The sequence below is a fragment of the Paenarthrobacter sp. A20 genome (genome assembly GCF_024168825.1).
Lineage (GTDB): Bacteria > Actinomycetota > Actinomycetes > Actinomycetales > Micrococcaceae > Arthrobacter.
The window spans coordinates 962,334-980,151 of the sequence record NZ_JALJWH010000001.1; the positions used below are offsets into that span (position 1 = coordinate 962,334).

Here is a 17,818-nt window from a genome sequence, read left to right on the forward strand (position 1 = left end):
CCACATTATGAAAAACCACTCTCGTGGAGGCGGCGGGAATAGATGCCTGCTGCTGGGGGCTCTTCTTGAGAGGAACGACGAGAGGACGACGATGTCAGGAAAAGCAGGCCAAGGGCGGAAATTCAATATCGATGATGCCTTGGAAGCCGCCACTTTGGTCTTCTGGGACAGCGGATACGAGGGCACCTCACTTGCGGAGCTCACGAAGGCCATGGGCATCAATCCGCCCAGCCTTTATAAGGCCTTTGGCTCCAAGGAAGACCTCTTCTTCTCCGTTGTGGATCACTACAACGCCACCCACGGAAGCTTCATGTCCATCGCCTTCGCAGAAGAAGACTCCGGGCTGAAACTTATGCGGCGGCTGCTCATGGAAGCCGCCGACCACTACCCGTCCAAGACGTTCCCGGGCGGCTGTCTGGTGATCAGCTCCGCCGTCGCGGTGACCTCCGCGAACCGCCACGTCGCAGAACGGCTGTCCAAAATGCGCAACGACAACATCCTGGCCATGGCAGAGGCGCTGACCGGGGATCGCGAAGCAGGCCGGATCCCCCAAAGCACCGACACCCATGCAATGGCAGCCTTCGTCGGAGCGACACTACAAGGAATGAGCCAGCAAGCCCGCGACGGCGCCAGCAAAGAGGACCTCCTCCGCATCGCCCACTACGCCATCGCCGCTATCGGGGCCTGACAAACGACACGGCCGGACACAATGAAGACCAAGTTCAGGCCGCCGTGGTGCAACAGGGGCGGGGCAGCCAATCCAACCCACCATCGCTCCGAAGAACTCCGGCAATAGGCGAATGGAAAAAGCCGGTCAGCGCCCGTTGGACGGTGGCCCTCAACTTCGGTGGGAGCGTCTACGACCCGCACGATCCGGTGGGAAAGCTGCTGTTCAACGTCTGGGCATGGTGGCCGAGTTCGAAGCCACATGCACCACCGATTCCACAGCCTCGAACCAAAGGCAACTACCCCCGCAGCGCCCCGAACCCCGTAATCAGCGCCTCAAGTCCCAAGCTGAACGCGACGTCAGTCGGGCGCGCATGCCGTTCAAGAGCCAACCGGTCCACAGCGGCCGTGAAATTGGGGACCCGATCGGCGAGGCTGCCGGCGTCGAAGATGTCATCCGGCGCGGTGACGTCGTAGGCCGCCCCGAAAACAAATGCCTCCAAAGCGACGATTGCCGAGATGATTTTCTCTTCCGGGAACCCGGCGTCGCGGAAGCCTGCGGTCACGGCCTCGTACATCGCCAAAGTCTTGGGCGCATTTGCCACCGGAAGTACTGCAATGACAGGGATCAGCGGCGTATGCTCCGAGAAAACGTCGCGGTAGGACCAGGCCCAGCGACGTACAGCGGCATCCCACGGCTCCACCCCGAAAGCAGTCACATCCACCATTGCTGCCAAGTGGTCCTCCACCAACAGCAAAACGTCATCCTTGGAGGCCACATGGTTGTAGAGGGCGGAAGGCGCGACGCCGAGGGAGCGTGCCAGGGCAGCCATGGTGAGTCCGTCGTAACCCTTGCTGCTGATCAACTCAAGCGCCGCCGTCGTGATGCCGTCCTGGTCAAGGATCGCCGCAGTCGGCCTGCCGGCGCGGCGGCGTACCGGGCCGGCGGAAGTGGCCGAAGGGGCGGGGGTCGGTTCGGGCATCGGAGGCCTTTCTGCTGCCTGTGTCCCCAGCATTATTCCACCGGGCCTTCACACCGGCCGACTCCAACGCTAGTATGGATATAAATGAACGCCATTCATTTACTGGTCAGCCACCACGGACGGCCACGGAGAGGACATCATGCAGAATCTTGATCGCGACGTTGTGATCGTCGGTGCCGGGCCGTCAGGGTTGACGGCGGCACGCGAATTGAAAAAGGCCGGACTCAGCGTTGCTGTGCTCGAAGCACGCGACCGCGTGGGCGGCCGCACCTGGACCGACACCATCGACGGTGCAATGCTGGAGATCGGCGGCCAATGGGTTTCTCCGGACCAGACGGTCCTCATGGAGCTGCTGGACGAGCTCGGACTGAAAATGTACTCGCGCTACCGCGACGGTGAGTCGGTCTACATTGGCGAAGACGGCAAGCGCACGCAGTACACCGGTGACACTTTCCCGGTGAACGAGACCACCAAAGCCGAGATGGATAAGCTCGTCGCCATCCTGGACGGACTCGCCGCCGAGATTGGACCGACCGAGCCCTGGGCACACCCCAAGGCCCGGGAGCTGGACACCATCTCCTTCCACCACTGGCTCCGCCAGAACTCCAACGACGAGGAAGCCTGCAACAACATTGGCCTCTTCATCGCCGGTGGCATGCTCACCAAGCCTGCACACGCATTCTCCGCACTCCAGGCAGTGCTCATGGCCGCCTCCGCCGGATCCTTCAGCCACCTGACCGACGAAGACTTCATCCTGGACAAGCGCGTCATCGGCGGCATGCAGCAGGTTTCGCTGCTGCAGGCAGCCGAGCTGGGGGATGACGTCATCCTCAACAGCCCGGTTCGCACCATCAAGTGGTCCGACAACAACGTCACGGTCATCTCAGAACAGGCAACTGTCAACGCGCGCTTTGTGATCATGGCTGTGCCGCCGAACCTGTACTCCCGCGTCTCGTTCGATCCGCCGCTCCCGCGCCGCCAGCACCAGATGCACCAGCACCAGTCGCTGGGCCTGGTCATCAAGGTCCACGCCGTCTACGACACTCCGTTCTGGCGTGAAGAAGGACTGTCCGGCACGGGCTTCAGCGCAGGCGCGCTGGTCCAGGAGGTCTACGACAACACCAACCACGGCGATTCCCGCGGCACCTTGGTGGGCTTCGTGTCCGACGAAAAGGCCGACGCCGTGTTCGAGCTCAGTGCCGAGGACCGCAAGAAGGCCATCCTTGAGTCCATCGCCGGTTTCCTGGGCGACAAGGCCCTCACCCCGGAGGTCTACTACGAGTCCGACTGGGGCTCAGAGGAATGGACCCGCGGCGCCTACGCTTCCAGCTACGATCTGGGCGGCCTGCACCGCTACGGCAAGGACCAGCACGCGAACGTGGGACCGATCTACTGGTCCTCGTCCGACCTCGCCGCCGAAGGTTACCAGCACGTGGATGGCGCAGTCCGCATGGGACAGGCAACTGCCGCCCGCATTGTTGAGGCCAACAAGCTGACTGCTGTACCTGTCGCCTAACGCGATCAGCGCCAAAACCGGCAGGCCGGGGGAGCTCCATCCCCGGCCTGCCGGCTCCACTGTTTAAGCACCAAGCCGGTTTCAGCACCACCAGGAAAGGACCACCATGCGCTACGTAGTGGGCTACACCGCCAATGCGAGGGGGCACGACGCCGTTCACCTTGCCGTCGCGCTGGCCCGGAACCACGATGTCAGCCTGGACCTGGTCCTGGTGGTCCCGGAAGACTCCCCATTCAACGCCGTCTACCCGCCTGAGGCCGGCTACAACGACATCCTCAACGAGCAAGCACAGCGCTGGCTGGACGAGGGACTCGCGCTGGTTCCGGACGACGTCACTGCACGCGCCCACATCCGCCGCGGCGATTCAGAGGCGCAGGCCTTGATCGATGCCGCCGTGGAAATGGACGCCGCGGTGCTGGTGATTGGCGCCACCAACAGCGGTCTTTTCAAGCGCTTCACGATCGGTTCCGTGGCGGGTTCGCTGCTCCACTCGTCGCCCGTTCCGGTCGCTTTGGCGCCCCAGGGTTACCACCGCACCGAGCCGATCACCCGCTTGAGCTGCGGTTTCGGGACGCGCCCGGGCGCTGACGAACTGCTCGACGTCGCCGTCGAGTCAGCCCGCGACCGGGGCCTCCCGCTGCGGCTCGTCTCCCTGTTGGCGCTCGACGGCGGTAACTCGCCGGGGTTGGCCGACGCCGCCTGGGTGCATGCCGCCGACCGGCTTGCCGCCGTCGGAAGTTCCGGTTCCGCCGACGCGACCGGTTCCGCTGACGCGGCAGATGTGCCTGAACCGGAGATCGTCGTCGCGCAGGGCCGCACCATCGAAGAAGCCGTTGACCGACTCGACTGGGAAGACGGCGAAATCCTGCTGATCGGATCCAGCCGCCTGGCCCAGCAGCGGGCCACCTTCCTGGGCACCACCGCAAACCGGATCCTGCGCGCCCTTCCCGTTCCCATGATCGTGGTCCCCCGCGACTACACGCGACAAAGCTCCTAGAAATCGCCTGAGAGGCAAAACCATGTCAACTGCACCAAAGACGGTCCAGTCGAAAGAATCGTCCCTAAGTGAAAAGGGGCTGAAAGCCGGATCGGTGGGCCTGATCGGCGCCGTCGTGATCGGCGTTTCCTGCATCGCACCCGCCTATACCCTTACCGCGGCCCTTGGCCCTACCGTGTCCGAAGTTGGCGTGCACCTGCCTGCCATCTTCCTGGTGGGATTCATCCCGATGTTGCTGGTGGCACTTGGCTACCGCGAACTGAACAACGCAATGCCCGACGCCGGCACCTCCTTCACGTGGGCGACGCGCGCCTTTGGTCCTTGGATTGGTTGGATGGGTGGCTGGGGGCTGATCGCGGCCACGATCATTGTGCTCTCCAACCTGGCGGCCGTGGCGGTGGACTTCTTCTACTTGATGCTCGCCCAGATTTTCAGCAACCCGGAGTTGGGTGAGCTCAGCAAGATCCTGCCGCTGAACATCGCCACCACGCTGGTGTTCATTGCCTTGGCCTGTTGGATTTCCTACCGCGGCATGGAAACCACCAAAGGCGTGCAGTATGTCCTGGTGGCCTTCCAACTGTTGGTCTTGGGCTGGTTCGCGGTGTCAGCATTCGCACACGTGGCAAACGGGACGGCTTTCGATGCCACCGCTATCTCGCCCGACTGGTTCAACCCCTTCGCCGTCGACTCGTTCTCGTCGTTCGCCGCGGGTGTATCGCTCTCGATCTTCATTTACTGGGGCTGGGACGTCACCCTTACCATGAACGAGGAAACCAAGAATCCCGAGAAGACCCCGGGCCGCGCAGCGACCATCACCGTGCTGGTCATCGTGATCATCTACATGACTGTCGCGCTGGCCACCCTGTCCTTCGCCGGTGTTGGCGAGACGGGGCTGGGTGCCGGCAACCCGGAGAACCAGTCCAGCATCTTCGCCGTGCTGGCAGGTCCGGTGATGGGCCCGTTCGCGATCCTCATGTCGCTGGCCATCCTGAGCAGCTCGGCCGCATCGTTGCAGTCGACGTTCGTTTCCCCCGCCCGCACCATGCTGGCCATGGGCCACTACCGCGCCATCTCGCCCAAGTTCGGCAAGATCAGCCCCACCTACAAGTCGCCCAGCTTCGCCACGATCGCCGCCGCGATTGCCGCTGCCGCCTTCTATGTGATCACCCGGACCGTCTCCGAGAATGCACTGTGGGACACCATCACCGCCCTGGGCATGATGATCTGCTTCTACTACGGCATCACCGCGCTGGCCTGCGTCTGGTTCTTCCGGGCCGAGGCTTTCCGCGGTGCGCGGGCGTTCTTCTTCAAGTTCCTTGCACCGCTCGTTGGCGGTGTGATCCTGCTGGTCATGTTCGTGAAGACGGCTCTCGATTCCATGGACCCGGAGTACGGCTCGGGCTCGTCCGTGGGCGGCGTGGGCCTGGTGTTCGTCCTGGGAATGGGCGTGATCCTGCTGGGCGTAGTGGTCATGCTGGTGATGTACCGGCTGCGGCCCGAGTTCTTCAAGGGCAAGGTGCTGACCCGGGCCTAACCTCCCGGGAAATGGACGCGGCGAATGCGAGCACGGCCGCGGAGAAGTCCAGCACGTCCGGCGCTGCCCGCTGGCCGTGACCGCCGCGGTCCTCGTGGAGCAGCCAAGCCCGGCCCCCGCGTCCGCGGATTCCGGTAACAACCTCGACGGCGGCACTGTTGTCCACGCGTTCGTCCCGCCCCAGGAGGCAGCACAGGAGGGGCGGTAGCGCGGTGGCGGAGTTGAGTCTGCCCAGCACGTGTACCGGCGAATAGGCTGCCCGATCATGGTCAGAGCACTCCCCGTCGGCGCCAAACTCGTGCAGCCATTGTTTCCCCAATCCATGGCGGTGAAGGTCCACGGTGTCCAGCAATGGAGCCACAGCCACCACTCCGCCGAATGAGGAGGGGGACAGGAGGGCTGCTGCCGTGACCACCAGGCCACCATGTGAGGCCCCGAAGGCCACGGTCTGGGCGGGCGTGGTCCACTGGGTATCGGCGAGGTAGCCGGCCACGTCAATGAGGTCCAGGATGGTCCGCATCTTCCGTGGACCCCGGCCCGCCTCATGCCAGTCCCGGCCCATTTCCCCGCCCCCACGTAATTGCGCAGCCACGTACACCCCGCCGCTCTCCAGCCACGCCGGCACGCTGGGTTCGGCCTCGGTCCTGTGCGTGACGCCGAAACCGCCGTAGCACGTGAGAATCAGGGGCAGTGGCCGCACCGGGAAGCCGTCTGGCCCAAGGTCTGAAGCCCGTGCGGAGATGACCAGGGGAATCTCGACGCCGTCACTCGCCAGGGCTGTGACCCCGCGGTGGACGATGTGGCGAGGGGAGTCTCTGGAGTTGTTGTTCGAGGGCGCCGGTTCGTCCACACAGAAGACCCCCGATGGACGTTCCGGGGAGGCCGTCTGGATCCAGAGATCAGTGGCATCTGCACGGGGTTGGGCGGCGAACGATGACACGTATTCTGCTGGGGATAGACGGTAGACCGGGCGGCTATCCAGCGTGACTGTAGTGCCGTGGTGGTCGGAGACCAGTTCTACACGGTTCCCGCAATCGGCTGCAGCCACGGTACGCCAGGCCCCGGACTCCAACTCCCACTCTTTGGTGCCGGTCCTTGGGTTCTTCGCCGCGAGCCGCAGATTCGCCCCGGCGCGCGTCAGCGCGAGACGGCTGCCCGTGGTGTCGCCAAGATCCGCCGGCAGCGGGAGCTCCTGTAAGTGATCTGAGCCGAGCGGGCAGCGCATGATCTTGTGGGATGGTGGCATGCCGGTCAAAACCCAGATTCCGCGCCCGTCTGGCTCCCAAACGGGCGCTGCGTACCAAGCCGTCGCCCCTGGGATGTGGACGGGTTGGGTCCCGGCAGCGAGGATCCAGGTTTCCGCCAGTTCGCTGGTGGAGGTGCTCAGCAAGGCTGCGATGCGCGTTCCGTCAGGGGAGATGGTGAATCCGCGGACGATGGTGCCCGGTGGCGTGGGGAGCCGGACACCGGGCGGAGCGGCCACCTCCAAGTGGGCCCGGCGAACATTCCAGGCATCCCGAAGCCCGGCCTCGGGTGCCAGATGCAAGGACGCAAACGCTTCGCCAGGCCCCCGCCAGAGAAAGGCCGCCTGTCCGCCGGCGAACTGGGGGAGCCCTTGGCGGGGTGTGGAGTCCCAGCGTTCCAGGAGGGAACGGAAATGCGGCCGAAGTCCCATGCCCGGAACAGCTTCCTCGATGGTGCTCATCGGCCCACCGTGTCGCCCGGCACCGCGTCCACAGCAGAGAGCCAGGCGAGGTGGCCGCCGTCGTGCAGGGGACTGCCCAAGGTGATGGTGCGCAGAGGGCTACCGGCCGCTGACGTGTCAACTACGTGAAGTTCGCCGTGCCCACCGCGGGTCACGGCGACCAGTTCCGAGGACGGCGAAGCGGCAATGGCTCGCCGTTCGGCGTTGTCCCAGGGTTCATGGCCGGGCCGTGGGGCGCCGTCCATGCGAGGGAGGTCCCACGTGCCCCGTAGCGTTGGAGAGCCCGCCTCCAGCGGTCCAAGGTGGTGCACCGAAAGCTCGTCACCCTCCGGATGGACGCGGGCGGTCGCGATGCCGGTGGCAGTCAGCGCGAAGCGGAAGACCAACCCGTGGCCCAGCGGTGTGGTCCGCGTCAGCCCGGTATCCACGTGGTGCACCCACAAAGTGTTGCCCCATTGCGCCCAGCCCCTGGGCTCCCCGCCGCCGTGGCGAAGAACGGCCACCAGGACACGCCGCCGCGGGCAGAAGCGCAGGAAGTAGGCGCGGCCGGGAGCATCCCACGCGATAGCGCCAAGGGCCTCCGGCTGCGGCTTGCGGACGTCGAAGCGTTCCAGGCCCTGGCCCGTGGCCACGAACATGGTGCCCGTGACGGGATCCAAGGCGTCCCCATGGCCGTCGGGGGAGGCCTCGGCCCGCAGACCTTGCAGGGGCGGGCAGTGCACTCCTTCGGCCAGGATCCGCTGCACGCTGAAGGATTCGATGCCGCCGGGTTCACGGTGGCGGACGACGGCGGCAGGCCCCTCTGGCGTTTTGCCCACCACAACGCCAGGCTCCCCCGCCCTGGTGCGGATGCGGCGTGAGGTGGGTCCGCCGTCGGACTCCAGGTCCACAACCGTGAGGAGATCGCTCCAAGGTTCCCATGAGACACCAAGCCCGGTGGTGACGGCAATGAAGCGGCCCGACGGGTCGCAGGCCAGGTGCTCACCCGGGATGGCTACGGGAATGGTGCGGGGCGGGGTGTTGGTGAATGCATCGGCAATGACCAGGGCACCTCCGGCGTCATCAACGAACGCGCATCGTCCGCCTCCCAACGGCAGGAATCCGGCGTGCTCCGCCAGGACCACGGAGTCCAGGCGGTGCTGGACTGCCCCGGTGACCGGATTCAGGAACTGTACGTTGCCCGCTTTTTGGTCGGCGACAACCAAAACTTCGGAGTTCATGGGCTCTCCCTTTCGCTTAATTTGAGAATGGTTCTCATTAACTATAGTGTGACGTTGTCGCCGCAACAGCGGAGGCAACCACCACCACCGAAAGGAGACCAACCATGGAAAAGACCACGGTTCTGGTTGAAGTTGAAGAGACCGAGCAGCTGGCACACCTGTCGGCAACACACTCGAATGCACTGGTCGAGAACCCGTTCGACTAGTCACTAAGCCAGGGGGCGGGCGCGCCGGCGCGCCCGCCCCCTTAGCTCCACCCCGCAACTTTCGGAAGGAACCATGGGAACCGCAATAGACAGCTTTGACGTCGCGGGAAGATCAACCATCCGCAGCGGTGACGGCGCCTTCTTCCATCTCCCACCCTCGGCAGGCAGTGGCCAGCGCATGGCCGCGGACATCAGTGACGAACTGATGCAACGCCGCCAGGCTGGTGCGCGTCCCCTCCCCGGACGGGAGCGAATCGGGCTAATAGCCCCCAAACCCGTTGCGGCCGCACTCCTGCCCGTGTTCCACGAGGCCGGGGTGGACCTGACAGTGGGTGACGGTAAGGAGCCCGGCTCCGTAGGGCTACTCCTCCATCTGGCAGCCACTCCCGCCGATCGCAACCGCTTTGACGCACTGCCGGGGAGCCGAACAGCCGTGCTCCGCTTCTACGGAGAAGGCGACCTGGTCTTCGTAGATCCGCTGTCCCTCGAACCGGCAGACCCAACAGGGTGGCAGGTACTCCGGCGCAGGCTCGCAGCCTCACCTGCCGCCGCCGAGCTGAGGGCCTGGCTGGAGACCCCCGCTGCTGCCGCGGACTTCACTCCCCAGGGCATAGCCATGGACCTGCTCACGGCCAGATTGCTCACCGTCATCACGGCTTGGCAAAGGAATTCACCGTCACTTGCCGCTCACCGGCGTACCCTCTGGCGGCTGGACTCCCTGACGTTGGCAGCCAGCGAACACCCCGTTCTGCCCTTCCCGGAACCCGCCAACCTGGGCGAGGGCTTGCGGGCTCCGCTGCGATGAGTCCCACCACCGCGCCGGATCACCTGGACATCACCGCTGACGACGGCGTTCGGCTCACCGCAGACCACTACCGCACACCAGTGGACGGGGAAGCCCTAGGGACGGTCCTGATCCGGACACCCTACGGCCGGACCCAGTACGCGGACCAAGCCCACGCATGGTGCAGTGCCGGATACGACGTAGTGGTCCAGGACGTCCGTGGGCGCTACGGGTCCGCCGGCGCATGGAATCCCTATGACAAGGAGGGCCCGGACGGAGCAGCCACCGCCCGGTACCTCGCAAGGAACGGGTTGCTCAGGGGCCCACTCATTCTGGCTGGAGCCTCCTACGATGCGCACTGTGCAGTTGAAGCAGCCCGGGTTTTGGAGGTGGCACGGCGTCCGGAGGTGGCACGGCGTCCGGAGGAGGCGGCCGCCAGGCCCCTGGCCGTGGTGGCGATGGTGCCGGCACTGGGCCTCTGGGAAACGGCCAGGGAACCTGATGGCACACCGCGCTTGCGGGACAGGATTGGCTGGTGGCACCAGCACGGTTTCGGCAAGGAATCCGGCCACCCTTTACCCGCCGCGGAGCTCCGGAGGATATACCGGCAGGCTGAGGAACGCGGGATGGACTGGACGATTCACAACCTCATGGACGACGCCACGTATGGTCCGGGTTCCGCCGCTGGTTGGAGGCGGCTCTGGGACGCCCCACCAGCCGATCTCCACGGGCTTTATGGCCAGCTGAACACGCCGCTCCTGATGATTTCGGGGCAGCGGGACTTCTTTGTTGCCGAAGCTGCGGAGCTGGTGAGGGCCTGGGGCAGCGCGGCGCCGCGGACTTTGGTGGAAACCCTCTGGGGGCCATGGGGACACGGACTCGCCAACGACCTCGACGCCGGAACCGCCGCCGCACTCCGCGAACAGGGCGGCCTGATGGCCCGGATCAAGGACTTCCTGGGTGCTGCCAGCGGTTGGGATCCACCCGGCACCCAGCCCGGGCCCCTTGGAGACCCCCGCCCGCCAGTCCTCCAGTGGGAACCCGGCGCCCAGCCACACACATGGCGCTGGGCGCCCACCACCCCCGAGACGCTGCCGCACCCCCTGAACAACCACGGAGAATCATGACCACAACAGCCGAAGCCCTGGGCCTGCTTCCCTTGCACACCTTGGTGGACCAGCAGACCGGAATCATCCGCAGGGTCCGTCCCGTTCTCACCCCGGAGAACGCCCCACCCGCATACACGTCCATGACCGCGGAGGTATCGAACGCGCGCTGGCTGGGTGACTGGCCCGCCGACCGCGTCTCGCTGGGCACCACGTTCGGCGACAGCCGGCAAGCCTGGATCGCGGCCGTCGCCGAAGGCATGGAACGGTACTGCGGCAACTTCATCCCCGCAGACCTCCCGGACCACCACTACTTCACCGGGACGGCCCGTGAGCTGACAGCGTCAGGCCGGGCCGCCGTCGGGCTTGAACAACTGCCGCGATTCGCGGACTGGCAGCTGGAGCGTGCGGCCTTCCCCTACCGGAACCTCGACGCCGACACTCCCGCTCTGTGGACAGCGTGCAGGCGGGAATCGGACAGCTCGGACGTGTGGCTGCCAGCCAGCCTCACCCTCCTGAACTGGCGGCAACGGCGTTTCCGTGACCTCCCGCGGATCCATCATCTGAACTACGCGGGGATCGCCACCGGGCAGGGCCGCGCTGATGCCACGGACAGGGCGGTGCTGGAAACCATCGAACGCGACGCCCTGGAACTGTGGTGGCATTTGGACGGGCCCACCCGCGGTATCAGGCCAGAGAGTGTTCCCGGTCTGGTGGACGCCATGGCCGGTTGCCGGTTGCAGTACTGGGTGGTGGAAATGCCCAGTGAGTTCGCCCCCTGCATGGCTGCCTTGGTGTTCGACCCGGATTCCGGGCTGTACGCCGCCGGGTTCTCCTGCAAGAACGATCCCGCTGAAGCGGCACGCAAGGCAGTCCTGGAGGCCGTCCACACCTGGATCTACTCCCAAGGTGCCACCGACGCCGATGGTTGGGTGTTCCAGGCAGTCGAGGCAGGGCTCATGGCCAAGGGGCTGTACCTGGAACACCGCGAAGACCGTCAATACCTGGACGACGTGGGGCCCGGATTCGGGGCAGTCCGCGATCTCGGTGCACATGTTCAGGTGTGGCTTGATCCCCGGACACACGTCCTCGCGGAACGCTTCACCAAGCCCGCGGGTGGGCTGGTGGACGTTGCTGCCGTGGATGACGTGTCCATGCCGGAGCTCTACAGGCGGCTGGAATCGGCCGGCCACACCGTATATACCCGTGAACTGACCACTCCCGACGTCGCGGTGACCGGCCTGAGTGTTGTCCGCGCCGTGGTGGGAGGACTGGTTCCCAACGCCCCGGCCGCTTTCGCCTATCTAGGCTGCCCCAGGTTCACCACAGCGGCCTTGAAGCGCGGGTGGCGTGAAACGGCGCCGGCACTGCCGGAGGACTTCACCCTCACCCCACCTCCCCACATGTAATGGACGTACCCCACGTGCTCCTTCCCTCAGGATTTACCCGCGCCTGGAGCCACGAGGTTCCTGGTCCCGTGCAGCCGCCCGGTCCCCTGCAGCAGCCCGGTCCCCAAGGTGCCCCGGCATCCGGCACGGTTGAGCACCAGCGGCATGATGGGCTCCCGGTGGCCGCCATGCTGCGGGCCATCTGGTGGAGCGAGGACTTCCACCCCAATCCCGCCACCGGCCTGCCCGGGAAGGTGCGTAAACGCCCAGTTCCGTCGGCCGGTGGGTGTTACCCGGTGCAACTGCGGGTCCTCTGCGGGGAGGGCTGCGATGTGCCTCCCGGAACATACGTGTTTAACGGCACCGGCTTGAGCGGCAGCGGCGGCGAGTTGCTCCGCCTGCGGAACCACGACGGCGGTACCCCACCCCAAGGGGGTCCGCGGGCACCCGCGCGGGGCGCCGTCGTCGTGCTCACCGTGCTGCCGCAACGCACCTTGGCGAAGTACCACCACCGTGCGGGTCCGCTACTGATCGCGGACGCTGCGTATGCGGCGGTGGCCCTGGTTCACCATGCCGCCGCCCGGGGTGTGGACGCCCGGTGGGATGTTGTGTCGCCTGTCCGTTATCCCGGCTCCGTTCCCGAGTTCTCGCTGGCCACGGTGTCTCTGGGGGTGTCTCAGGCGAGGTGCCCGCAGCGCCGTCATGACCGGATCGCCGGGGTTTCGGAGGCGCAGCTGGCTGCCCGCAGGAGCTGTGACTTCTCCCGCTTGCGTGCCCGCCCGGCCGCCGGCGCGGACCGGGTGGTTGAGGACCTCCTGGAGCGTTCCCTCCTTTCCTTCCCGCAGCAAGCCCCTCCGTCCTGCCGCGCCCGCGTCCTGTCCGCGGAGTCGCTCCGCGATCCGGAGCTGGCCGATCGATGCGCCGGGCAGCACTGGATAGGGAACCTCGGCGCCCTGTTGGTTTTCGAGACCCCGGGCACGCCAACCCCGGCCGCCATGTGGTGGGCCGCCACGGTGGCCGCCCACACCCTCTATACCGCGCTTGGGGCGGACCTGCCCGTGGAATTTCGGCCGGTAGGTGGCTGGACCGGCTCCCACAGCGGCTGGACCACGCTCCATGGACTGGGCGTAGCAATCCGGAAACCACTCACCACAAACCATGAAAGGGCCACGCATGCTGGTCAATAAGAGGCTCTTCCAGATGACGGCTGGGCACCGCGGCCGGCTGGCTGGAGTGACAGCCCTGCTCTGCATCACCACGGCGAGCTACTGGTTGCAGGCGTGGTTCCTGGCCCAGGCCCTGGCGGCGCTGGTGGTTCTGGTGCGGGTTCCCGGAAACCCCGACGGCGGCATGTACGGGCCGCTGGTTCCGTACCTTGCCGGGGTTCTCGCCTGTGGCCTGGGGCGCCTTGTGATCCAGCAGTTCCATGCCCGGCTGGCCAGTTCCTTGGGTTCCGGGGTGCGGTTGCAGGTACGCCGGAAGTTGGCCGACAGCTTGCTCCAGCCCGAACGGCTCAGGGATACCTCGGACCGCGGTGGAGCCCGGCGGCTGGCCCTGAGCGAAGGTGTGGACGGAGTGGACAGCTACATCAGCCAGTACATTCCCCACGCTTTCCAACTGCAGATAGTGGTGCCAGCGCTTCTTGTCTGGATCGCGTGGCTGAATCCCTTGTTGGCGCTTGCCTTGGCCCTTGCCGTGGCCGTGGCTGTTGGTGCGCCGAAACTCTGGGGGAAGGCCCTGGCGAAACGCGGACAGCAGCACTGGGACAGCTACGAGGCACTGAGCGCCGACTTCCTGGAGGCCCTCCAAGGGATGCGGACCCTCAAGATCCTCCACGCCGTTCCCCGGACAAGGGCGCGGCTCCATCACAGGTCCCAGGAGCTCCACAGGGCAACCGTGTCCACCATGCGCACATCCCTGGTGGACACGGCGTTGGCGGACTTCGGAATCCAGGCAGGGATGCTGGCCGCCGCCGCGCTGGCCGCATTCGCAGCGCTGGGGCAGGGGCCATTGCCCGGACCGGAGACTGCGGCGATCACGTATTTCCTGCTGATCCTCTCGTCAGAAGTCTTCAGGCCGGTGCGGGATCTGGCACGCCAATGGCATGCCGGGTATCTGGGGCTCTCGGCCTTGGGCAGTATTGACGCAGCGGGAGGCGCGGACACCCGCGATGGCCGTCCGCTCACGGGCGAAGGGCAGGCGCGTTCCACGCATGGTGCCCCGTCCGTGCCTGGTGCCCGTTCCGCGCACGGTGCCCTTTCCGCGCTCGGGGTGCGTCCCGGCGTCGTGCCTCCCGGTCGTCTCACGTTGGAGAACGTGAGTTTCCGATACTCAGGTGCGGACCCCTGGGTTCTGCGGGATGCGTCGGCTGAGATCCAGCGCGGCGGCCTTACTGCGCTGGCGGGGGTGTCCGGGGCGGGGAAGAGCACGCTGTTCGACCTTCTGTTGGGGTTCCTGCCGGCGGGGGAGGGCCGGATCTGCCTGGACGGTCAGCCACTCAGGCCCAGTGACGTCAGCGTGGTCTCACAACGCAGCTACCTCTTTCCGGGGACCATCCGGGAGAACCTCCGCGTGGTTGCGCCTGCTGCTACGGAGGAGGAGATCCAGCACGTCGTGGAGATTGCCGGCCTGGCGGAGGAACTGCGGCAATGGCCCCAAGGCCTGGACACCGTGTTGTCCGAAGGGGGTGGATCCGTCTCGGGAGGCCAGCTCCAGCGGCTTTCGATTGCACGGGCGCTCCTGGTGGACAGGCCGGTTCTCCTGCTGGACGAGCCAACGTCCGCCCTCAACACAGAGATCGCTGGGCGGGTGTTGGAGGGGCTTCGCCGCGAAGCCGGACGCCGGATGGTGCTCATGATCGCCCACCGGCCCGAAGCCCTCGCTGCCGCGGACACCGTACTCCGCTTGGCACATGGCCAACTCCACACACAGCAACAGGAAGCAGCCACGCTATGAGCGTCACCGAACGCACACCCCGCAACCCGCTCCTGGGCCTGGTTCCGCACATGTCCGGCGAGTGGGCAGGGATAGTATGGACCGCCGTTGTGGGCATCCTGAACAACCTGGCCCTCATTGTCCTGGCGGTGGTCGGTTCCTACGTTGTGGCGCTGGCTGTGATGAGGCAGGAGTCCGCAGCCGCCGAATGGTGGGTTGCCGGGGTGATGGCCGTGGTGTTCAGGGCGGTGCTGACGTGGCACGAGATGGACATCTCGCACAGCATTGCGTACCGGATCCTGGCCGCGCTGCGCATGGCACTCTTTGACGGTTTCGCGCGCGGCGTCCCTTCCCGCAAGCCGGACCAGCACACCGGAAAACTCGCCGCCACGGCCATGGGCGATGTTGAAAAGCTGGAGTTCTTCTACGCCCACACGGTTGCCCAGCTGGCTGGCTCCGCAGTGCTGTTCGTGGCCGGCGTGGCTGTGGTGTGGCCGCTGGGGCCGGGCCTGGCCGGGGCCTTGTTGCTGGGGTTCGTGGCGCTGGTGGCGGTGACGCTCCCGGGATTGCGCAGGGGCGCCGTGCTGGGTGCGCGGGTGCAGGAGGCGCGGTCCGGGGTGTCGGTACTCGCCGTGGACCTGCTGGCCGGCACCCGCGAGATCCTGGGTTTCGGACTGCGGGAGCACGCTCAACGCCAGCTGCAGGACCAGAGCCTGGCAGTGGATGCCGGCCAGCGTAGGCTCAACTCCTTCCTTGCCCTGGCAGCGTCCTTGCGCGAGCTGTGTGTCCTGGGCACCGTGGTGGCGGTCTTCCTTGCAGCCATCTCACAACCCGGGCTGGATCCTGTGTGGCTGCCCGCCCTGGTGGCCGGCACTCTGACTCTCCTGGCTCCGGTGGCCGAGGGCGTTGCCACCGTGACCCAGCTCCAGCCGCACCGTGCCAGTGCCCAGCGCGTTGGGGAGGGCATCAGCCTGCCCTCGGCCGCCACGGTTTCGGGGCCCCTCGTGGAGTTCAACCCCCAGGGGCCGCTGGGTCTGGAGGTCGGGAACCTGCAGTTCACGTACGACGGCGGCGCGCCGGCTTTGCGCTCGACGTCCCTGTCGGTGGCGCCCGGCGAGCATGTGGGGATCAGTGGCCCCTCCGGGGCAGGAAAGACCACGCTTGCCCGGTTGTTGGTGCGCTTGTGGGTGCCGGATTCGGGGAGTATCTCGCTGGTGTCGCGCAGCGGGGAGTCCGTGGACGCCTGGGCTGTGGACGAGGCGTCATTCCGGCGTATGGTCACGTTGGTGGAACAGGACGCCCCGGTTTTCCAGGGTTCCGTCCTGGACAACATGCGCCTGGCCCACCCCGCGGCAACTGAAGCCGACGTCCTGTCAGCCTTGGACCTGGCCGGGCTTCCGCTCGCCGGCGAACGATGGGCGGATGGTGTGGATACTGTGGTCGGCGAGCAAGGGGTAAGTCTGTCCGGTGGTGAGCGTGCCCGCTTCTGCTTGGCCAGGGCCCTGTTGATCAAGCCCAAGATTCTGGTGCTGGATGAAACCACAGCCAGCCTGGATCCTGCCTCGGAACGTGCCCTGGTGGAAGCTGTTGCTGCGATCGCCGGCGACACCACGGTGATCACGGTGTCCCACAGGGAGTCAACCCTGGCCGCATGCCACCGGCGGGTGCAGCTGGGTTAGCTTCCCGCTTCCCCCGCCCGTCCCCTCGGGCGGGGGAATTGAAGGGCTTAGAACGCGTCGGGGTGGAGGCCCTTGGCGATCTGCTCCACGGCGCGGAGGTTGCCCCAGGTTCCGGGCATGACGTCATCGGAGTTGATGGCCACCAATCGCTGGTTCTTCACCGCGTCCACCTCAGGGAACTTCTCCTGAAGGAAGGTGCGGGTGGCGTCCTCGTGGGCCTTGTCCAAGGTGGTGAACACGATGACCTCGGGGTTCTTCTGCACCAGTGTCTCCGGGGAGATCATGGCAGAGAAGAACTTGGCGAAGGCTTCATCGGACGGGCTGAAGAGGTTCTCGCCACCGGCAGTCTTGATCATGTCGTACTCGATCCCTGCCCCGATGGCCGCAATGGAGTTCCCCTCAACAAACAGCTCCACCACGGTGGGCTTCTCCTTGCCTTCCACCTTTGATTCAACCGACGCCAGCATCTCAGCCGCTTCCGTCCGAACGGCAGACGTACGCTCACCGGCGCCGACTACAGCGCCGATGTTCCCGATATCCGTGAGGATGTCCTTGACCTCGGCCTTGCTCCGGCGTTCCATGCAGCCCGCCGTTGCTATGTAGGACTCAGCGCCTGCAGCTTTGAGTTGTTCGATGCTCGCAAAGCCCTGCTCGGCAGTGAATTCATACGCTGTGGGGGAGTAGACGAAATCGGGGTTTGCACCCAGCAGGACTTCACGCGACGGCGGCATCTGATCGCTCAGCTGCTGCACATTACCGAGCTCCTTCAGTTCCGGCAGCAGCTCGCTGCCTTTGGTCTGTGCCTCGGCCACTACCTTGTCCGCGGCGCCCAGCTTCACCAGCAGCTCGGACTGTCCGGGAGTCATGGCCACCACGCGCTGGGGAACGGAGGTGAAGGTCAGGGTGCGGCCGCAGTTCTCGATTTCTCCCGCGGGTTGCGCAGCGACACCGGCGTTTTCCTTGGCGGGTGTTTGGCTGACTGCTTGACCGCAGCCGGACAACAGCATTCCGCTGAGTGTCATCACGCTCAGGACTGCCGTGGTTTTGGGCAGGGTGGATTTCTTCATGGTGTGCCTCCAGATGGGTTGTATCGGGTGATG

15 protein-coding genes and 1 pseudogene are annotated in these 17,818 nt (G+C 65.9%); 12 read left to right on the top strand and 4 right to left on the bottom strand.

What is annotated here, in order from left to right; genetic code table 11:
* Positions 1–91: 91 nt before the first annotated feature.
* Both J3D46_RS04620 and J3D46_RS25125 read left to right on the top strand, forming a co-directional pair.
* Positions 92–688, top strand: coding sequence for a TetR/AcrR family transcriptional regulator (locus tag J3D46_RS04620; RefSeq protein ID WP_231338753.1), 597 nt, complete (start codon positions 92–94; stop codon positions 686–688).
* A gap of 143 nt (positions 689–831) precedes the next feature.
* A pseudogene (locus tag J3D46_RS25125) lies at positions 832–926 on the top strand (recombinase family protein); the annotation flags it as partial.
* Positions 927–965: 39 nt separating this feature from the next.
* Here the strand turns inward: J3D46_RS25125 and J3D46_RS04625 are convergent.
* Positions 966–1,682, bottom strand: coding sequence for a TetR/AcrR family transcriptional regulator (locus J3D46_RS04625; RefSeq protein WP_231338752.1), 717 nt, complete (start codon positions 1,680–1,682; stop codon positions 966–968).
* A gap of 64 nt (positions 1,683–1,746) precedes the next feature.
* On the opposite strand from J3D46_RS04625, the gene J3D46_RS04630 reads away from it, so the two are divergent.
* From J3D46_RS04630 to J3D46_RS04640, 3 genes are all read left to right on the top strand, one after another.
* Complete coding sequence (locus J3D46_RS04630) at positions 1,747–3,165, top strand: NAD(P)/FAD-dependent oxidoreductase (RefSeq protein ID WP_308102694.1); 1,419 nt, start codon at positions 1,747–1,749, stop codon at positions 3,163–3,165.
* Between the two features lie 106 nt (positions 3,166–3,271).
* Positions 3,272–4,162, top strand: coding sequence for a universal stress protein (locus tag J3D46_RS04635; RefSeq protein WP_231338750.1), 891 nt, complete (start codon positions 3,272–3,274; stop codon positions 4,160–4,162).
* 22 nt (positions 4,163–4,184) lie between these two features.
* Positions 4,185–5,696 carry an APC family permease gene (locus tag J3D46_RS04640; protein ID WP_231338749.1) on the top strand — a complete coding sequence of 504 codons (1,512 nt, stop codon included), beginning with the start codon at positions 4,185–4,187 and terminating at the stop codon, positions 5,694–5,696.
* On the opposite strand, the gene J3D46_RS04645 is transcribed toward J3D46_RS04640, so the two are convergent.
* Both J3D46_RS04645 and J3D46_RS04650 read right to left on the bottom strand, forming a co-directional pair.
* Positions 5,668–7,401, bottom strand: a complete 1,734-nt coding sequence (locus J3D46_RS04645; RefSeq protein ID WP_231338748.1) for a prolyl oligopeptidase family serine peptidase — start codon at positions 7,399–7,401, stop codon at positions 5,668–5,670. The genes J3D46_RS04640 and J3D46_RS04645 overlap by 29 nt on opposite strands.
* Positions 7,398–8,621: a YncE family protein gene (locus J3D46_RS04650; protein WP_253465308.1), complete on the bottom strand. Its 1,224-nt coding sequence runs from the start codon at positions 8,619–8,621 to the stop codon at positions 7,398–7,400. The genes J3D46_RS04645 and J3D46_RS04650 overlap by 4 nt, the downstream gene beginning before the upstream one ends.
* A 104-nt stretch (positions 8,622–8,725) precedes the next feature.
* Here J3D46_RS04650 and amiA point away from each other — a divergent pair, with 104 nt between their 5' ends.
* The 7 genes from amiA to J3D46_RS04685 all read left to right on the top strand — a co-directional run bounded on the left by amiA (position 8,726) and on the right by J3D46_RS04685 (position 16,718).
* Positions 8,726–8,827, top strand: a complete 102-nt coding sequence (amiA, locus tag J3D46_RS04655; protein ID WP_242703463.1) for a streptamidine family RiPP — start codon at positions 8,726–8,728, stop codon at positions 8,825–8,827.
* A 73-nt stretch (positions 8,828–8,900) separates the two neighbouring features.
* Entirely contained in the window at positions 8,901–9,632 is a 732-nt protein-coding gene (locus J3D46_RS04660) for a hypothetical protein (protein WP_231343487.1), read from the top strand.
* Entirely contained in the window at positions 9,629–10,738 is a 1,110-nt protein-coding gene (locus J3D46_RS04665; RefSeq protein WP_253465311.1) for a CocE/NonD family hydrolase, read from the top strand. The genes J3D46_RS04660 and J3D46_RS04665 overlap by 4 nt, the downstream gene beginning before the upstream one ends.
* On the top strand, positions 10,735–12,126 hold the full coding sequence (locus J3D46_RS04670) for a YcaO-like family protein (RefSeq protein ID WP_231343349.1): 1,392 nt from the start codon (positions 10,735–10,737) through the stop codon (positions 12,124–12,126). The genes J3D46_RS04665 and J3D46_RS04670 overlap by 4 nt, the downstream gene beginning before the upstream one ends.
* Positions 12,126–13,292: a hypothetical protein gene (locus J3D46_RS04675; RefSeq protein WP_231343350.1), complete on the top strand. Its 1,167-nt coding sequence runs from the start codon at positions 12,126–12,128 to the stop codon at positions 13,290–13,292. The genes J3D46_RS04670 and J3D46_RS04675 overlap by 1 nt, the downstream gene beginning before the upstream one ends.
* Positions 13,279–15,060, top strand: coding sequence for an ABC transporter ATP-binding protein/permease (locus tag J3D46_RS04680; protein WP_231343352.1), 1,782 nt, complete (start codon positions 13,279–13,281; stop codon positions 15,058–15,060). The genes J3D46_RS04675 and J3D46_RS04680 overlap by 14 nt, the downstream gene beginning before the upstream one ends.
* Complete coding sequence (locus J3D46_RS04685) at positions 15,057–16,718, top strand: amino acid ABC transporter ATP-binding/permease protein (protein ID WP_231343353.1); 1,662 nt, start codon at positions 15,057–15,059, stop codon at positions 16,716–16,718. Before J3D46_RS04680 ends, J3D46_RS04685 begins: the two co-directional genes overlap by 4 nt.
* A gap of 47 nt (positions 16,719–16,765) precedes the next feature.
* On the opposite strand, the gene J3D46_RS04690 is transcribed toward J3D46_RS04685, so the two are convergent.
* A complete protein-coding gene (locus J3D46_RS04690) occupies positions 16,766–17,785 on the bottom strand; it encodes an ABC transporter substrate-binding protein (protein WP_231343355.1) in 1,020 nt (339 codons plus the stop codon).
* Positions 17,786–17,818 lie beyond the last annotated feature (33 nt).

Bases quoted from the DNA above. Each gene is read 5' to 3' on its own strand.
- J3D46_RS04620 (WP_231338753.1), top strand. From the start codon at position 92: ATGTCAGGAAAAGCAGGCCAAGGGCGGAAATTCAATATCGATGATGCC.
- J3D46_RS04625 (WP_231338752.1), bottom strand. From the start codon at position 1,682: ATGCTGGGGACACAGGCAGCAGAAAGGCCTCCGATGCCCGAACCGACC.
- J3D46_RS04690 (WP_231343355.1), bottom strand. From the start codon at position 17,785: ATGAAGAAATCCACCCTGCCCAAAACCACGGCAGTCCTGAGCGTGATG.
- J3D46_RS04665 (WP_253465311.1), top strand. From the start codon at position 9,629: ATGAGTCCCACCACCGCGCCGGATCACCTGGACATCACCGCTGACGAC.
- J3D46_RS04670 (WP_231343349.1), top strand. From the start codon at position 10,735: ATGACCACAACAGCCGAAGCCCTGGGCCTGCTTCCCTTGCACACCTTG.
- amiA (WP_242703463.1), top strand. From the start codon at position 8,726: ATGGAAAAGACCACGGTTCTGGTTGAAGTTGAAGAGACCGAGCAGCTG.
- J3D46_RS04685 (WP_231343353.1), top strand. From the start codon at position 15,057: ATGAGCGTCACCGAACGCACACCCCGCAACCCGCTCCTGGGCCTGGTT.
- J3D46_RS04645 (WP_231338748.1), bottom strand. From the start codon at position 7,401: ATGAGCACCATCGAGGAAGCTGTTCCGGGCATGGGACTTCGGCCGCAT.
- J3D46_RS04650 (WP_253465308.1), bottom strand. From the start codon at position 8,621: ATGAACTCCGAAGTTTTGGTTGTCGCCGACCAAAAAGCGGGCAACGTA.
- J3D46_RS04675 (WP_231343350.1), top strand. From the start codon at position 12,126: ATGGACGTACCCCACGTGCTCCTTCCCTCAGGATTTACCCGCGCCTGG.
- J3D46_RS04640 (WP_231338749.1), top strand. From the start codon at position 4,185: ATGTCAACTGCACCAAAGACGGTCCAGTCGAAAGAATCGTCCCTAAGT.
- J3D46_RS04680 (WP_231343352.1), top strand. From the start codon at position 13,279: ATGCTGGTCAATAAGAGGCTCTTCCAGATGACGGCTGGGCACCGCGGC.
- J3D46_RS04635 (WP_231338750.1), top strand. From the start codon at position 3,272: ATGCGCTACGTAGTGGGCTACACCGCCAATGCGAGGGGGCACGACGCC.
- J3D46_RS04660 (WP_231343487.1), top strand. From the start codon at position 8,901: ATGGGAACCGCAATAGACAGCTTTGACGTCGCGGGAAGATCAACCATC.